Annotated in this window: 17 protein-coding genes; 8 read left to right on the forward strand and 9 right to left on the reverse strand. The window is 43.2% G+C overall.

The window, feature by feature from the left end; all coding sequences use genetic code 11:
- Positions 1-25 precede the first annotated feature (25 nt).
- On the forward strand, positions 26-349 hold the full coding sequence (locus tag AC1DU2_RS03730; RefSeq protein WP_477382845.1) for a hypothetical protein: 324 nt from the start codon (positions 26-28) through the stop codon (positions 347-349).
- Between the two features lie 43 nt (positions 350-392).
- Here the strand turns inward: AC1DU2_RS03730 and AC1DU2_RS03735 are convergent, their stop codons facing one another.
- From AC1DU2_RS03735 to AC1DU2_RS03750, 4 genes are all read right to left on the reverse strand, one after another.
- The gene (locus AC1DU2_RS03735) at positions 393-635 is read right to left on the reverse strand and encodes a hypothetical protein (RefSeq protein WP_477382846.1); all 243 of its coding nucleotides are present in this window, start codon (positions 633-635) and stop codon (positions 393-395) included.
- A 23-nt stretch (positions 636-658) separates the two neighbouring features.
- Positions 659-1,051 carry a DoxX family membrane protein gene (locus AC1DU2_RS03740; RefSeq protein ID WP_477360492.1) on the reverse strand — a complete coding sequence of 131 codons (393 nt, stop codon included), beginning with the start codon at positions 1,049-1,051 and terminating at the stop codon, positions 659-661.
- Positions 1,052-1,295: 244 nt separating this feature from the next.
- Complete coding sequence (locus tag AC1DU2_RS03745; RefSeq protein ID WP_477382847.1) at positions 1,296-1,586, reverse strand: putative quinol monooxygenase; 291 nt, start codon at positions 1,584-1,586, stop codon at positions 1,296-1,298.
- Positions 1,552-2,190, reverse strand: coding sequence for an NAD(P)H-dependent oxidoreductase (locus AC1DU2_RS03750; protein WP_477382849.1), 639 nt, complete (start codon positions 2,188-2,190; stop codon positions 1,552-1,554). The genes AC1DU2_RS03745 and AC1DU2_RS03750 overlap by 35 nt, the downstream gene beginning before the upstream one ends.
- Before the next feature lie 99 nt (positions 2,191-2,289).
- On the opposite strand from AC1DU2_RS03750, the gene AC1DU2_RS03755 reads away from it, so the two are divergent.
- A complete protein-coding gene (locus AC1DU2_RS03755) occupies positions 2,290-3,186 on the forward strand; it encodes a LysR family transcriptional regulator (protein WP_477382850.1) in 897 nt (298 codons plus the stop codon).
- Between the two features lie 15 nt (positions 3,187-3,201).
- On the opposite strand, the gene AC1DU2_RS03760 is transcribed toward AC1DU2_RS03755, so the two are convergent.
- From AC1DU2_RS03760 to AC1DU2_RS03770, 3 genes are all read right to left on the reverse strand, one after another.
- Positions 3,202-3,999, reverse strand: coding sequence for a polysaccharide deacetylase family protein (locus tag AC1DU2_RS03760; protein ID WP_477382852.1), 798 nt, complete (start codon positions 3,997-3,999; stop codon positions 3,202-3,204).
- Complete coding sequence (locus AC1DU2_RS03765; protein WP_477360502.1) at positions 3,980-4,948, reverse strand: glycosyltransferase family 2 protein; 969 nt, start codon at positions 4,946-4,948, stop codon at positions 3,980-3,982. Before AC1DU2_RS03765 ends, AC1DU2_RS03760 begins: the two co-directional genes overlap by 20 nt.
- Before the next feature lie 299 nt (positions 4,949-5,247).
- Positions 5,248-6,420, reverse strand: a complete 1,173-nt coding sequence (locus AC1DU2_RS03770; protein ID WP_477382854.1) for a glycosyltransferase family 87 protein — start codon at positions 6,418-6,420, stop codon at positions 5,248-5,250.
- A gap of 329 nt (positions 6,421-6,749) precedes the next feature.
- Here AC1DU2_RS03770 and msrA point away from each other — a divergent pair, with 329 nt between their 5' ends.
- The 4 genes from msrA to AC1DU2_RS03790 all read left to right on the forward strand — a co-directional run bounded on the left by msrA (position 6,750) and on the right by AC1DU2_RS03790 (position 10,016).
- Positions 6,750-7,301 carry a peptide-methionine (S)-S-oxide reductase MsrA gene (gene msrA / locus AC1DU2_RS03775; protein WP_477382856.1) on the forward strand — a complete coding sequence of 184 codons (552 nt, stop codon included), beginning with the start codon at positions 6,750-6,752 and terminating at the stop codon, positions 7,299-7,301.
- A 362-nt stretch (positions 7,302-7,663) separates the two neighbouring features.
- Positions 7,664-8,467, forward strand: coding sequence for a 5'-nucleotidase, lipoprotein e(P4) family (locus AC1DU2_RS03780; protein ID WP_477382857.1), 804 nt, complete (start codon positions 7,664-7,666; stop codon positions 8,465-8,467).
- Between the two features lie 76 nt (positions 8,468-8,543).
- On the forward strand, positions 8,544-8,672 hold the full coding sequence (locus AC1DU2_RS03785) for a DUF2256 domain-containing protein (protein ID WP_477382858.1): 129 nt from the start codon (positions 8,544-8,546) through the stop codon (positions 8,670-8,672).
- A 48-nt stretch (positions 8,673-8,720) separates the two neighbouring features.
- Complete coding sequence (locus tag AC1DU2_RS03790; RefSeq protein ID WP_477382859.1) at positions 8,721-10,016, forward strand: DASH family cryptochrome; 1,296 nt, start codon at positions 8,721-8,723, stop codon at positions 10,014-10,016.
- A gap of 14 nt (positions 10,017-10,030) precedes the next feature.
- Here AC1DU2_RS03790 and AC1DU2_RS03795 read toward each other — a convergent pair whose 3' ends face one another.
- Both AC1DU2_RS03795 and AC1DU2_RS03800 read right to left on the reverse strand, forming a co-directional pair.
- On the reverse strand, positions 10,031-10,468 hold the full coding sequence (locus tag AC1DU2_RS03795; protein ID WP_477382860.1) for a type II toxin-antitoxin system VapC family toxin: 438 nt from the start codon (positions 10,466-10,468) through the stop codon (positions 10,031-10,033).
- Positions 10,462-10,677, reverse strand: coding sequence for a hypothetical protein (locus AC1DU2_RS03800; protein ID WP_477382861.1), 216 nt, complete (start codon positions 10,675-10,677; stop codon positions 10,462-10,464). Before AC1DU2_RS03800 ends, AC1DU2_RS03795 begins: the two co-directional genes overlap by 7 nt.
- Before the next feature lie 296 nt (positions 10,678-10,973).
- Between AC1DU2_RS03800 and AC1DU2_RS03805 the strand changes: the two genes are divergently transcribed.
- Positions 10,974-13,802 carry a 2-oxoglutarate dehydrogenase E1 component gene (locus AC1DU2_RS03805; RefSeq protein ID WP_477382863.1) on the forward strand — a complete coding sequence of 943 codons (2,829 nt, stop codon included), beginning with the start codon at positions 10,974-10,976 and terminating at the stop codon, positions 13,800-13,802.
- Positions 13,803-13,945: 143 nt separating this feature from the next.
- Positions 13,946-15,541: a 2-oxoglutarate dehydrogenase complex dihydrolipoyllysine-residue succinyltransferase gene (gene odhB / locus AC1DU2_RS03810; protein WP_477382865.1), complete on the forward strand. Its 1,596-nt coding sequence runs from the start codon at positions 13,946-13,948 to the stop codon at positions 15,539-15,541.
- Positions 15,542-15,585: the final 44 nt, after the last annotated feature.

The raw sequence follows: 15,585 nt of genomic DNA on the forward strand, positions 1-15,585 counted from the left end.
GTGGTGGTAATCGTTTAAAAAGCCAATGAAAGCAATTCCTTTTGTTATGTTAGTTTGCTTGCTGCTGCTTTCCGTTATTCCGGCAAGGGTGATGGCTGTTGCTAATATGCCCAAAAAGGATTGCTGCCACAAAATGGCTGCTGCCCCTTGCGGGCACAGTTCAAAAAAAGCCTGCGATGGCGGTATGTGCGCTACCATGTTATCATGCGGCACGTGCTGCTTTGTAAAAACAGAGCCGATTATTGTTGCACCAATTACTGCCACTTTTGGGGCTAAAAATGTGACGCCATACCGTATGGGCCATTTGTCTGATTATTCCATCACCTGCTGGAACCCGCCTAAAGTTTAATAAAAACATCTGCCTTTTTCAGAACGTATTTTTTTATTAAACATTAATCATTCAAAATCATGAAAAAAATTCTTTTCATCACAACGTTGATGCTTTTTACTATTTGTAATATAACATTTGCCAATACACCCTGCTGCAATACCAAAATGAACCAATGCAACAAGTGTGCTAAAGCATGTACCAAACCAAACTGTTTGGATACCTGTGGCAAAGCCTGCAAAGCATCGGGCGAATGCACACGGAAGTGTGGTAAATAACAAAAATGCCCCGGCCAAGGCCGGGGCATTTTTGTTATGCTTAAAAAGAACCTTACAACGTTGGTTTTGCCGTAAAAATACTTTTGTAATATTTAAAGTAAGCAATGCCTAAAAACAGGTTTAAAATAACTACCCCTAAACCCATTGGCATACCGGCAGGTGCCAGCAGGGTATGAAAAAGAAAGATATTTAACGAAATAGGAAAAAGTACAAGTACAAACAGAGCGGTGTAACGGTTAATGAGCAAAAACAGGCCGCCAACAATCTCAATAACTTTCATGTATTGGAAAAAGTAGCCCGAGCCAAACAATCCGCCGCTAAAGGCCTGTGCTTTATCGCTCATAGCCGGCTGCGCCATGGGGATAAAGTGGAAAAAGAAATTAAGACCAAATACTACGAATACCAGGCCCAACAATATGCGGGCAATTAATACAGCAATTTTCATAATGTGTTAGCGTAAAGTTTAAACACTAAGTTTGTTAATTTAAGCGACAATACCAAATTGTCATCCGGCTAATTAACTAACCTACAAGTTACTTGCATGTAGTTTAGTATCAAATTGTTTCTGCTGTTTACAGCGGCAGTAAACGAAAGTGACTCAAATCGCGTCAATTCAATATATCGGCACAGTCCTGGAAAATGCAAAAGCCCGGAGCAAAGCCGGGCTTTTATTTATACAATGCGGCTGCTTAGGCTACCCTGTCTGTTTTATAAATGGTAACTCCACCATCAAGTATCGGGCTGGCTTGCGCTACAAATTTTTTGATGTGCGGTTGCTGGTTGTGCACATCCAAACCTTCCTGGCTGGCCCAGGTTTCGTGGAAAATGAACTGGGTATCATTATCGGTTGATTGGTACAGCTCATACTGCAGGCAGGCTTCCTCTTTGGTCGATGCTGCTACCAACTGCTCAAGGTAACCTTTTAGCTCGTCGGTATTACCTGGTTTACACTTCACTAAGGCTGTTAAGTACACTTTCATGGTTGTTGTGGTTTTTGATAAATAGCTTATTTAAATGCTCCTGGTAATGTTGCAGGTTGGCTGCAATGTTAGCGTTTTTCATCACATCATAAAAATGAATGCTTTCCAATGGTTCCATACCTGTAAACGCATTCATGCGGTGAAAGCCAAACAACGGGCCTTCATCAACGCTGTGCTCATTAAAAAATTCGCCGGGTAGGGTAAAGGCTGTTACCGGCGCGTTCCATGAAGTGGTTAGCAGGTATTTTTTGCCATGCATTAAGCCGCCGGTACCATAGTTAATGCCGGGGTTCTCGGCCGTGCGGCCGTCGCTGCGGTATATGCCATTTTGGTAGCCCGCTGTAAAAACCTCATCAATATACTTTTTAAAACCATGAGGTAGCTGAAACCACCAAACCGGTGTATGGTAAATAATTACGTCGGCCCATTTGTAGTTTTCGGCCTCCTGTGCGGGGTCATAAGCGTTGTTGATATCGGTCGACCGCACTTCAAAATCAGGGTTTTCCTCAAAGTATTTTACGGTTGTATCCAGCAATGTTTTATTGAACAGGCCGCCGGAATGGGCGAAGATCTGCCCGCCATTTATAACAAATATATTTTTCATTTTTTATCTCGTGTTAACTGGCATCAAAATTACGGCGCTATTTACTATAATTAAAATAACATAAGTTATACATTTGTATTATAATTATGATGATTGATTATGGTGAATTTAGAATGGTTCCGTACGTTTAAGGCGATATATGAAACAGGTTCGTTAACCGGCGCGGCCGAATCTCTGTTTATTTCGCAGCCAGGGGTAAGCCTGCATTTAAGCTCGCTTGAAAGTTACGTGGGTTACAAGCTGTTTGATCGCTCATCGCGCAAAATGGTATCAACAGAGCGGGCGAAGATATTGTATAACTATATACAGGAGTCGATTTGTAAATTGGAAGAGGCCGAGCGGCATTTTCATAAAAGTACAGAGAAGGATGTGCCTACCATCAGTATAGGAATGTGTTTTGAAACTTTTCAGTTTACGCTGGAATCGTACCTGCCCACACTGCCGTTTAACGTGATCATTAAATTTGGCGAGTACCCCCAAATGCTGGCAGATTTGGATAGCGGTATTCTTGATATGATCATTACCCCGCAAAAGGGTGATTATAAGGGTTTGGAATATAAGCCTTTTTTTAAAGAGCGTATTGTAGTACTGGCGGGGCCGCAAACCGATGTAGATGAATTTAATAAGCTGCTCAAAACAAAAGATTTGCCCAAAATACAGGATTGGCTAAAGGCCCAACGCTGGTACGGCTCATCGGGCGATATGGAGCACCTTCGGCGTTTCTGGCACACCAATTTTGGTAAACGCCCCGATTTTAAACCCAATTTTATAGTGCCCAACATGGGTTCCATCATTCGCTGCCTGAGCGGCGGAAAAGGCATTGCGGTAATTCCCGATTTCCTGTCAAAAACCGAGCGCGACCTGGGTAACATTAAACTGCTTTGGGAAGGTTATAATATTATAGAAAACACGCTGTATTTTGGCACACGCAAAAAATCGATCTATGCAAGGGAAGTAGCCATGGTTCAGGAAATTTTTGAACGCGAAATGGTGTAAATAAAAGTTAACCGCCTAAGCAACCAGGATTAGTTTCTTTTTATCTACCCCTTTGGCAAATTCATCTGTCCGCATAAATTCGTAGCCCTTTGACTTTCCCCAGCTGATAAACTCTTCCAGCCTGTTTGCAAAAGGTTGCCCCGAGTTTTTAACCACATATTTGGGAAACCCAAACCGGGCATCGTGCAGATTGGTAAACTCCCAGGGGTGAAAATACAGGTTAAGGTAGCCATCTTTTTTATGGGTGATACCGCTCATCCACTTTAACAGCCCCATAGGCAGGTTATGAAAGCTGAGCCAAAATAACGGGAAACGGATCAACGGCGATACGGATGCCGGTATCTGCAACACATCCTGATCGTAAAACCAGCTGCGGGGCTTGCCAAGGTTATTGTACCTGCCGGGGATAAATGTGGGATTGATGGATGAATTGTAGGTGTAGCCAGCCTTAGCTATTTCGCGTTCATCAACCGGCATCATCCTGGCCATACGGAACCCGGTTACCTCGGTTCCGGATATTTCTTCGAGTTTGGTTTTTGATTGCGCCAGGTGCTCGGGTTTAAAATCTGAATGATAGTAACCGTGCGAGGCTATTTCATGGCCTTCATTTACAATCTGGCTAATAACTTCCGGCTTATGCACGGCATAATTTGCTGTGCAAAAAAAGGTAGCGTTAATTTTTGCCGCTTTTAATATGGCCAAAATAACGTTAGTACCCTGGGTTGATATAGAAAGCTGCTCGGCAAATGATATTTGTTTGCCATACTCCAATGGCATATCAAACTCCTCGATATCAAACCCTAATAAGATCATTATTTACATTTACAAGGTTGGTAGACCTGATGAGATAATTTGGACGTGCTTTTGACTGCATAAATATTTTGCCTACGTATACGCCGATGATGCTTAATACCATTAACTGCAGGCCCCCAAAAAATGCTATGGTAGCTATAATAGATGCCCATCCGTTAACGGCATAACCTTCGGCAAAGCTAATTAAAACATAAGGGATGTAAAAAATAGTCATCAGGGAAACCGTTAAGCCCACCCCTGTCATGATATACAAAGGCCTTGCGCTAAAAGCCATAATGCTGCCCACTGCCAGCTTTACCAGTTTTATAAACGAATAGCTTACTTCGCCGGTATGCCTTTTTGATGGGGTGTACGGTATGCCGTATTGTTTAAAACCGGCCCATTTAATGATGCCCCTTAAAAACAACTCATGTTCGTCAATTTGCTTTAATTGCCTCACTACCTTTTCGTCCATCAGCCTAAAGTCGGCAGTGCCATCTTCCAGTTTGATGTCCGATAGCATGTTTATGCCTTTGTAAAAAAGTTTTGAAGTAGCTTTCTGGTAAAATTTTGCATGCGGATTTGCGTTTTCGCGGTATGTATAAACAATGTCATAGCCTTCTTCCCAAAACTGCAGCATTTTTATTATCAGGCTGGGCGGGTGCTGCATATCTGCATCCATGGTTATAACGGCATCGCCGGTAGCAATACCAATGCCGGCCTTAAGGGCATTATCTTTCCCAAAGTTCCTGGAAAGCTCAATGAAAAATACGTTCGGATATATTTCGGCGTTGAATTTTATCTCATTAACAGTGTTATCGCTGCTGCCGTCGTCAACAAAAATCAGCTCGAAATTATATTCAGTTTCGTTTAGCGTTTTGGTAAGCGCCTGGATCAGAAACCCCACATTATTCTGCTCATTATGGCAGGGGATAATGATAGAGAGCTTCATCTTTAAATCGGAAATCATATTGCTCAATAGGTTTTAAGGTTGCTGCAGGTCAGCTTTTACCGTATGAATATTTAATTGGTCATTAAAAAAAACACATAAATCAATAGCAACTGTGCTTGTTTTACTGTTAGGATTCCAGTACACCAATGCCCCGCTTTTCGTCAATACGTAGTTTTTTGTATAAATGTAACTTTCTCTTTACAAAAATAATAATTTATGTATCATTTTAATTACAAAGCGCATTTTAATGCTTAAATCTGAAGAAATTCTGAAGTATTGAAGGATAGAAGAAAAGGTGTAAAAAACAGACATTGAAATTATAATGCAGGCCTGGTTTCTGACTTTACAAAAGTCCGGCTTAGTGTTTCGTACACTATTTTCAGCCAGATTAAAAAACAGGGCAGCGACTTTAATTTGTAAGGCAGCACATACGTTTCGCGAATGGATCGTGGGAAAAGATCAGATGGCGACAGGGTGGTTAAGATGATGGCCAGTACCAGCAAAAATATTTCGAAACCGGTTACGGGCCTGTTTAAATTCATAAACCAGATACCCACACCCGCAAACGCAATGATATAAGTAGGCGACTCGGATCCGCTGCTAAAAATTACGGCAAATATTAATGCCGATGACAATATAAGTAAACGGTAGGGTGTCGATTTAAAACAGTTTATCCGCAGGTATGAAACGGCGAACAACGCCATTGCAGGGATAATTACCACCGTGTTTTTAAGCCCCGGGTAGTTTAATATTTTGCGAAAGAAGCCCATTACACAAATATCCTGCATAATAGAGCCTTCGTTTTGTAGGTTTTTACCTTTCAAGTCTACATACCAATCGCGGTAGGTTTGCACAATAAACGCTGGTGACGATATGAGCATCGGCAATACAAACATGACTACCGACCAAAAAATAAAGCTGGCGATGAACTTGAGTTTGTTATCGGAAAAAAAGAAGAACGCCAGGCCTACAATACCGTACAATTTGATGAACGTGCCCAGTGCAATCATTAGCGCCGCCCAAAAATCCTGTTTTTTGTTGATGAAATTGAAACTTAGGATAATAAGCCCGGCCACCAGGGGGTTACTTTGCACGTTGGCCGATGCTGTCATTAATTCATGGGCGCAAATAAGTAATACAATCACATATTGATTTTGCTTCAGCGGCAGCAGCTGGATGGCTTTAAACAGTACAAAAGCGTTAAACATTACCCAAAGCATAATACCCACGTAATCGGGAAAAAACGTAAAGGGCGCAAATATGATTGAAAATATAGGGCCGTAATGATTCAGGTCGTAATAATGTTCGGGATAAGCGGCGTACAGGTTTTGCTGGTGCAGCGTATGTAAAAAATTGTATTTGAAAATAGTGTAGTTATTAAAACCCTGGTKGTTCAGGATCTCTTTCAGCACGATGAGGAAACTCAAACCAAACCACGCAGAATATACAAAGGGTTTATAATAAATAAGTTTGGATAGTTTTTGAATCATGGGGATAAAGCAGGGCTCAAATATAGTAATCTATCAAGAATGTTACGTGGGTTTTAATGAGTTGATGGTTATCCGCATTAACATTAAGCGCTTCCCCCTCCCCACAAAATCCTTACACAGTAATGAAACAAAAAGGCTCGCAAATGAGTATTTTTACATTACGTAACGGCTCCGGTATTAAGTTAGTGGCCTTCAGTTGGAAGTCTTAAGTCGAAATTTGTCCATTTCCGGCTTAGAACTTAAGACTTTCGACTCAAGACTATGTGGCAATTTATGATTGAAACAACACTTATTATGGAGCTGTTTATCAATTTAAACAAAACAATAAAATGCCTTCAAATATTCAAAAAATAACTTTCGGCAACGGGTGCTTTTGGTGCACCGAAGCCGTTTTTCAATCGCTTAAGGGAGTAATTTCGGTAACGTCGGGCTATATGGGCGGCCATGTTGATAACCCCAACTATAAACAGGTTTGCACCGGCACTACGGGCCATGCCGAGGTTATTGAACTGGAGTACGATGCCGATGTATTATCTTTAGACGAACTGTTGCTCGTTTTCTTTAAAACTCACAACCCTACAACCCTTAACCGCCAGGGTAATGATGTAGGGACGCAATACCGCTCGGCCATATTTTATACAACCGCTGAGCAAAAGGACGCGGCCATTGCCATGATTAATACCCTAACCAATGAAAAGGTTTTTGACAGCCCGATAGTAACCGAGGTAACGCCGGCCAGCCAGTTTTATCAGGCCGAAGATTACCATCAAAATTATTTTAACGATAATCCGGGCCAGTCCTACTGCGCGTTTGTTATCCAGCCGAAACTGAATAAATTTGCCAAAGAGTTCACGGATAAAATTAAGCCTGAGCTGTTGTAAAACAGTTTTGGTGCTGGGATGTAGGGTTTTGCGAAATTTTAAAATGGTTTGTGACGGTTAATTAAGTTGCTATCATGTGTTTTGGTTCAAATAAATATCGGCTTTAAACGCAGGCGAATACTCACCCGGCCAACGCTGCGTTGGGCCACCCTCTCTTCGTTGGAAAAAGGGGCTTGAACTCCGCATATTATAATAAAAAATGAGCAAACCAGGTAATGAAATTTCCAGCCCCTCTTTCCGGCGCAGCCGAAGAGAGGGTGGCCCTCGATGCATCGGGGCCGGGTGAGTCTTCGCCGCCGTGCGATATACGTCATCGCCCCAGCAGAATTTGACAAAATCCAAATCTCAACAATATACTACCAATGAAAAAAATACACCTACTGCCCATAATCCTATTGTTTACAGCCTGTGCCGCAACAAAACCCGTAGCTACAAACAGCGCTTCATCCATCACTAATAACGGTAAAGCATGGGCGTCTATATGGCAGCAAAGGGCGGCAGAGTATAAGGCATTATGTTTTCAGGCCTATAATATTGCCAGGCTTAGGGTTGATGAAGGTGTAAAAAATCCGGGCAGCAAGCCACTGGCCATTGTTACCGATATTGACGAAACGCTATTGGATAATAGCCCCTATGATGCAGCCCGTGCCTTGCAAAATAAGGATTATACTGATGCAACCTGGAAGGAGTGGACAGACAAAGCTGTTGCGGATACAGTACCCGGCGCCCCGGCGTTTTTTAAATATGCCGCCTCAAAAGGCGTCACTATTTTTTACATCACCAACCGTAACGAAAATGAGCGGGCAACAACCCTTAAAAATCTGCAGTTATACGGTTTGCCAAACGCCGACGACGCACACCTGCAATTAAAAACGGGCACATCAAGTAAAGAAGCCCGGAGGTTAAACGTGCTGAAAACCCACAATATCCTGCTGCTTTGTGGCGATAACCTGCCCGATTTTGATATACTGTATGATAACCACCCCACAGAGGAAAGCCGGGCGGCTACCACCCAAAAGCTGGAAAAAGAATTTGGCAGCAGGTACATCATTATCCCTAATCCATCTTATGGTGATTTTGAGGGGGCGCTTTTCGGGTTTAATTATAAGCTTACCAACGCGCAAAAAGATTCAATTATCAAGGCTAAAATCAAGACGGATAAGTAAGTTTTTATTCAGCTTTTTTGGCATTTGATAATGACCAATGTGTTTTTTTGACACAGATAGCCTATCTTTAGCCATTATGTCTGCAAAAAACTTGCCTCATAAAACCTGTACAGTTTGCAAAAAGCCTTTTAGCTGGCGCAAAAAATGGGAAAAATGTTGGGAAGATGTCAAATATTGCAGCGAACGGTGCAGGAGAAATAAATAAATTGCAAATTTGTAGCCTGCATTAATACAGTTAACTCCCTGTTTAACTATGAGCGATAGAACGATACTGGTTTGGTTTAGAAATGACTTGCGGATACATGATAACGAAATTTTGTTAGAAGCCGTACGCAAGGCTGATAAAGTTCTGCCGGTATATTGTTTTGATCCGTATTATTTTCAGCAAACAGCATCTGGCGCCAGCAAAACAGGAAGTTTCAGGGCCCGGTTTTTATTGGAGGCGGTGGCCGATTTACGTAAAAACCTGCAGGGCTACGGTGCCGAACTGATTATCCGCATAGGTAACCCGGCCGAAATTATACCCCAGCTTGCAAGTCGATACCAGGTAAGTGAAGTATATCACCACCGGGAGGTAGCCTACGAAGAAACTGCAAAATCGGAGGAGGTTGAAGCTGCCCTTTGGAAACTGCGGCTTAACCTGAAGCACTTTATTGGGCACACCATGTACCACAAGGAGGATTTACCCTTCCCTATAAAAGATATCCCGGATAGTTTTGCCGTATTTAAAAAGAAGGTTGAGCGCGATAGTAACGTACGCCCTTGCGTACCCACGCCCGACCATATTGAAACACCTGATATTGACGATGCCGGCGAACTGCCAACCTTACAGCAATTAGGTTTAAACGAACCTGTTGATGATGCGCGCGCCACCAATTATTTTCAGGGTGGCGAAACGGCCGCGCTGGTGCAATTGCATAAATTCTTTTCAAAAACCGATCTTGCTGTTAAAGCAAAGGGCAAACCAGGCATAATGACCAATACCTCCAAATTATCGCCATGGCTGGCTGTAGGCTGCATATCGCCAAGGCAGGTTTACTGGGAAATATTTAAGCATAACGATGCCCAAAGCAGCATGCTTAAACTGGAACTGTTATGGCGCGACTATTTCAGGTTTATGTTTAAAAAACATGGACAGAAATTCATCCAGGCAAAGGTTACCGAAGAAGCCGTTACCGCAAACAACGATAGCTTTGATAAATGGGCGGCAGGCAAAACCGGCATACCGTTCATTGACGCCTGTATGCATGAGTTAAATGCCACAGGCTACATTTGCAACCAATGCCGCCAGATAGTGGCCACCTACCTGGTAAACGACTTAAAAGCCGACTGGATTAAAGGCGCCACCTATTTTGAAGAAAAACTGATAGACTACTCGCCTGCAAGTAACTGGGGCAACTGGGCCTTCATTGCCGGGGTAAATGATGCCAAAGTAAGCAAGTACACCATAGCTGCAATCCCGCAAAAAGAACTGGATACCAAAAGCGATTTTGTGACCACCTGGGAGTCATCGCCTGTAGATGAGGCCGGGGATTTGGTAGGGGTGTGATAGGGAATGTGATTTTATTGTAAGTCCAATAGCGTAACAGTCTCTACTTCACTTACAATTCCCAACCTATGGTCATTGGTTAGAAAATAATCGGCTTTATTTGCTAAGGCTGTAGCTATTTGCAGGGCGTCTGGAGTTCTTAACCCATATTTAGCCCTGAATTGAGCCGCTCTTTCTGCAATGTCATTTGATATTTCAATTATTTGAATCCCGGTTGCATTTAAAAGTATGTTTTTATATTTCGCTACGAGTTTATGCTTCCCTTCTTTTATAGGCTTAACTAATACCTCCAATAAAGTAATTGATGATGTAATGAAAATGAAATCACCTTTGTCATTAGAAGAAAAGTATTCGATTAATTTGTCCTGATAAATAGAATGACCCTCGATAAAGTAAATTAATGGAGCAGTATCCAGAAAAATCCGTTTTTTATAAAATTCTGAAATTACCACTGCCTTTCCTGATCTACATAGTCGTCGATGTCCGTATTACTCCATAAAGATGAGCCTACGCCGGACAGTGAAGATAGTTTTGTCTGTTTTTCTTTTCGTTCAGATTTACGAATCATTAATGCAAGTTTTTCTAAAAGACTTAGCTGATCTTCTTTGGCCAGTCGTTCAACCTGCAACAGGATTTCATTGATGTTTAAATCTGCATTCATAATAACAAAAATAATAATATTTGTTCAACAATTGCTCTCCAAAAAATTTCAAAACTTTTAGATTCTGAATCGCAGAGCCAAGGCTCCACACTGCTAACGGTGTTGGATGACAGCATGAGGAGAGATATGGCCAGATAAAGTTTTATTCTTTGCAATCCTAACCAACCGTATTTTACCCTCAAAACCACCCATTCCCATCAAAACTGCATCATTTTTAACGAAATTTCTTTACAATTAATTGTGAAGTATATTACTGTATATGCTTACTTTTGCACTGTTTTAAAGATCATTTTCACATGGATCGTCTAAATTATATCAATAGCGGCAACGCAGACTACATCAATTCCTTATACGAAGCATACAAACAAGACCCCGAATCGGTAGATTATGGCTGGCAAAAGTTTTTCGAGGGGTTTGAATTTAACATAAATACAAATGCAACAGGCACAACAGCTTCAACAGCTGCACCTGGCGTTGATGATAAAACTTATGATCACTTTTTAAAAGAGATCAAAGTGCTTAACATGATAGATGGGTACCGCTCACGCGGCCACCTGTTTGCTAAAACCAACCCGGTTCGGGAGCGCCGTCACTATTATCCGGGTAAAGAGCTGGAAACATTCGGCTTGAGCGAGGCCGACCTGGATACCGTTTTTAACTCTGGTGTTGAAGTTGGCCTGGGCGCTGCTAAGCTGAGCGACATTCGCCAATTACTGGAAGATACTTACTGCCGTGCCATTGGCGCCGAGTACAGGTACATTCGCAATCCTATCAAAATCAAATGGTTTGAGGATAGGATGGAAAAAAACCGCAACACACCGTCTTTCACCATCGACGAGAAAAAATCGATGCTGAACAAGCTCAACGAGGCTGTTACGTTCGAAAACTTTTTGGGTACTAAATTCCTGGGGCAAAAACGTTTCTCGCTCGAAGGAGCCGAGGCGCTGATCCCATCCATGGATTCGGTTATTAAAAAAGGTGCCGATTTGGGTATCGAGGAGTTCATCATCGGTATGGCCCACCGCGGTCGCTTAAATGTGCTTACCAATATTATGGAGAAAACCTATAAAGAGGTATTCTCGGAGTTTGAAGGTAAAAACTTTGATTCTGAATCGCCTTTTGGTGGGGATGTTAAATACCATTTAGGCTTTTCAACCGATGTAACCACATCAAACGGAAAAAAAGTGCACCTGAGCCTTTGCCCCAATCCATCGCATTTAGAGGCGGTTGACCCGGTTGTAGAAGGTATCACCCGTTCCAAAATCGATTTTAAATATAATGGCGATCACTCAAAAATCGCCCCTATATTGATCCATGGCGATGCATCTGTTGCAGGCCAGGGTATTGTTTACGAAGTTTTACAAATGGAAAAACTGGATGGCTACCGCACCGGCGGCACTATTCACCTGGTTATCAATAACCAGATAGGTTTTACCACCAACTATAAAGATGCCCGTTCAAGTACTTATTGTACCGATGTGGCAAAAACAGTTTTGTCCCCGGTATTCCACGTAAATGGCGATGATGTGGAGGCTTTGGCCTACGTTGTTAACCTGGCCATGGAGTATAGGCAGGTATTTAACGAGGATGTATTTATAGATATCCTGTGTTACCGCCGCTACGGCCACAACGAGGCTGATGAACCAAAATTCACCCAGCCGTTGTTGTACAAGGCTATTGAGGCGCATGCTAACCCGCTGAAAATTTACAATCAAAAACTGATTGATGAAAGCAGCATTGATGCCACTTACCTGAAAGGGGTTGAGAAAGCATTTAAGGATGAGTTGCAGCAAAAGCTGGATGAATCAAAAGCCGAAGACAGGTTTACCGATACCATTGCCATGTTTGAAGGCGCCTGGAGCGGTTTACACCTGGCCAGCCATAAAGAGTTTGTGAAAGCGATTGATACATCGGTACCCGAAGAGGAATTACTAGCGATTGGTAATAAGTTAACCACATTGCCGGCCGACATGGAGTTTTTCAAAAAAATTGAAAAACTATTTGAAGACCGCAAAACTATGGTGAACCAGACCAAGGTTTTTGACTGGGCCATGGGCGAACTTTTAGCTTACGGAACCTTATTAAAAGAGGGCTACCCTTTAAGGTTAAGTGGTGAAGATGTTAAGCGCGGTACTTTCTCGCACCGCCACGCGGTATTAACCCTTGCCGATTCGGAAGATGAGTATACGCCATTGGCAACCATCGAAACAGATGCTAAACTGAGTATTTACAACTCCCTGCTATCTGAATATGGCGTACTTGGTTTTGAGTACGGTTACGCTTTGGCTAACCCTAACGCCTTAACCATTTGGGAAGCTCAGTTTGGCGATTTCTTTAACGGCGCCCAAATTATTGTTGACCAATATATTGCCAGTGCCGAAACTAAATGGCAGCGCGGTAATGGCCTGGTGATGCTGCTTCCTCACGGTTATGAAGGCCAGGGCCCCGAGCATTCATCGGCCCGTGTGGAGCGCTTTATGGAGCTTTGTGCCGATGATAATATCCAGGTAGCTAACTGTACTACGCCTGCAAACTTCTTCCATATATTAAGGAGGCAAATGCACCGCGATTTCCGCAAGCCGCTTATTATATTTACGCCTAAGAGTTTATTACGCAGCCCTAAATGCGTATCGCCGATAGAAGATTTTACCAGCGGTAAATTCCACGAACTGATTGACGATACTTACGCCGATCCTAAAAAGGTAAAACGCGTACTGCTTTGTACCGGTAAAGTTTATTACGATTTGCTGGATAAACAACAAGCCGATAAGCGCAAAGACGTTGCCATCGTTCGTGTAGAGCAACTATACCCAACCCCGGTTACGCAAATACTAAAAGTAAAAGCCAAATACGAGAAAGCTACCGAGTTTATCTGGGTACAGGAAGAGCCCGAAAATATGGGTGCGTGGCCATACATTTGCCGCAAATTCCACAACGATACGGTAATTAACCTGAATGTGATATCACGTAACGAGGGCAGCAGTACCGCTACCGGCTTTGCCAAACAGCATGCCGCGCAGCAGGCCTACATTGTTTCAAAAGCATTTGAAGCGCCAGCCGGTAAAGTGGTAAAAGAAGCAATAAAAAAGACAACCAAAAAAATGGCTGATGCCGGAGCGGATTGAGTTAGGTGATACGTTTTACGTGGTACGTTATACGTGCTCATCAAAAACGTACAACGTATAACTTACAACGTTAGCTGACTATGCAAAACGTACAACTTAAAACGTATAACGTACAACCATTCAAAAATATACAATACTAAAATATGAGTTTAGCGATCAAAGTACCTACCGTAGGTGAATCAATAACAGAAGTAACCCTGGCAAGCTGGAAAAAAAAAGATGGCGATCACGTGGAAATGGATGAGGTTATCGCCGAGTTAGAATCGGACAAGGCCACTTTTGAACTTACTGCCGAACGTGCGGGTACTTTACAAATTGTTGCCAAAGAGGGCGATACTTTAGCCATTGGCGCATTAGTTGCCAATATTGAAGAAGGCGAAGGCGCTGCTGCTGCTCCTGCACCGGCTGCACAACCACAGCCCGAAGTTGTAGCTAACGCACCAGCACCGGCCCCAGTTGCCGCTGCCGCGCCTGTTGCTGCTCCGGCACCTGTTGCAGGTGGTGGTTCTTTAGAAATTAAAGTGCCAACCGTAGGTGAATCAATCACCGAGGTTACTTTATCCCGCTGGATAAAAAAAGATGGCGATGCTGTTGAAATGGACGAGGCCATTGCCGAACTGGAATCGGATAAAGCCACATTTGAATTAACTGCCGAAAAAGCCGGCGTATTAAAAACCATAGCCAAAGAGGGCGACGTATTGCCAATTGGTGCTATTGTGTGTACTATTGAAGGTGTAGGCGCTGCCCCTATTGCAGTTACCCCCGCAGTAGTAAGCGCAACCGACGAATCGCCTCGTGGCGGTGCGGCGGTACAGCCCGGGGGTGTTACTTATGCCTCAGGTACCCCATCGCCTGCGGCTGCTAAAATATTAGCCGAAAAAGGCGTTGACCCTAAAGCCGTATCGGGTACAGGTGTTGATGGCCGCATTACCAAAGGTGATGCATTGGGTGCACAAGCTGCAAGCGCAAAACCAGCAGCCCCGGCTACTCAGACCACAGCCCCCACGCCTCAGACCTCAGAACCCGCAACTCAAAACTCAAGGAGCGAGAAACGCGAGAAAATGACCTCGTTGCGTAAAACTGTGGCCAAACGTTTGGTAGCTGTTAAAAACGAAACAGCCATGCTTACCACTTTTAACGAAGTGGATATGCAGCCTATCATGGAATTGCGCAGCAAGTACAAAGATAAATTTAAAGAGAAACATGGCGTTGGTTTAGGCTTTATGTCGTTTTTCACCAAGGCTGTTACCGAGGCGTTGAAAGATTGGCCGGCTGTAAACGCCCGTATTGAAGGTGAAGAAATTGTGTACAGCAATTATGCTGATGTTTCTATCGCGGTATCGGCCCCTAAAGGTTTAGTGGTTCCGGTTATCCGTAATGCAGATAGCCTTAGCCTTGCCGAAATTGAAAAAGCCATCGTAGTATTGGCCGGTAAAGCCCGCGAAAACAAACTCACCATTCCCGAAATGACCGGTGGTACCTTCACCATCACCAACGGTGGCGTGTTTGGATCAATGATGTCGACACCGATATTAAACTCGCCACAATCGGCCATCCTGGGCATGCACAATATTATTGAGCGCCCTGTTGCCGTAAACGGACAGGTGGTTATCCGCCCGATGATGTACATGGCCCTGTCATATGATCACCGTATCATCGACGGCCGCGAATCGGTAAGCTTCCTGGTACGCGTAAAACAACTGCTGGAAGATCCTGCAAGGTTATTGTTAGGGGTATAATAAATCCTACTTAAATATTAAAAAAGCCCGGCTTTCGCCGGGCT

This window comes from Mucilaginibacter sp. P4_C11, from assembly GCF_056402115.1.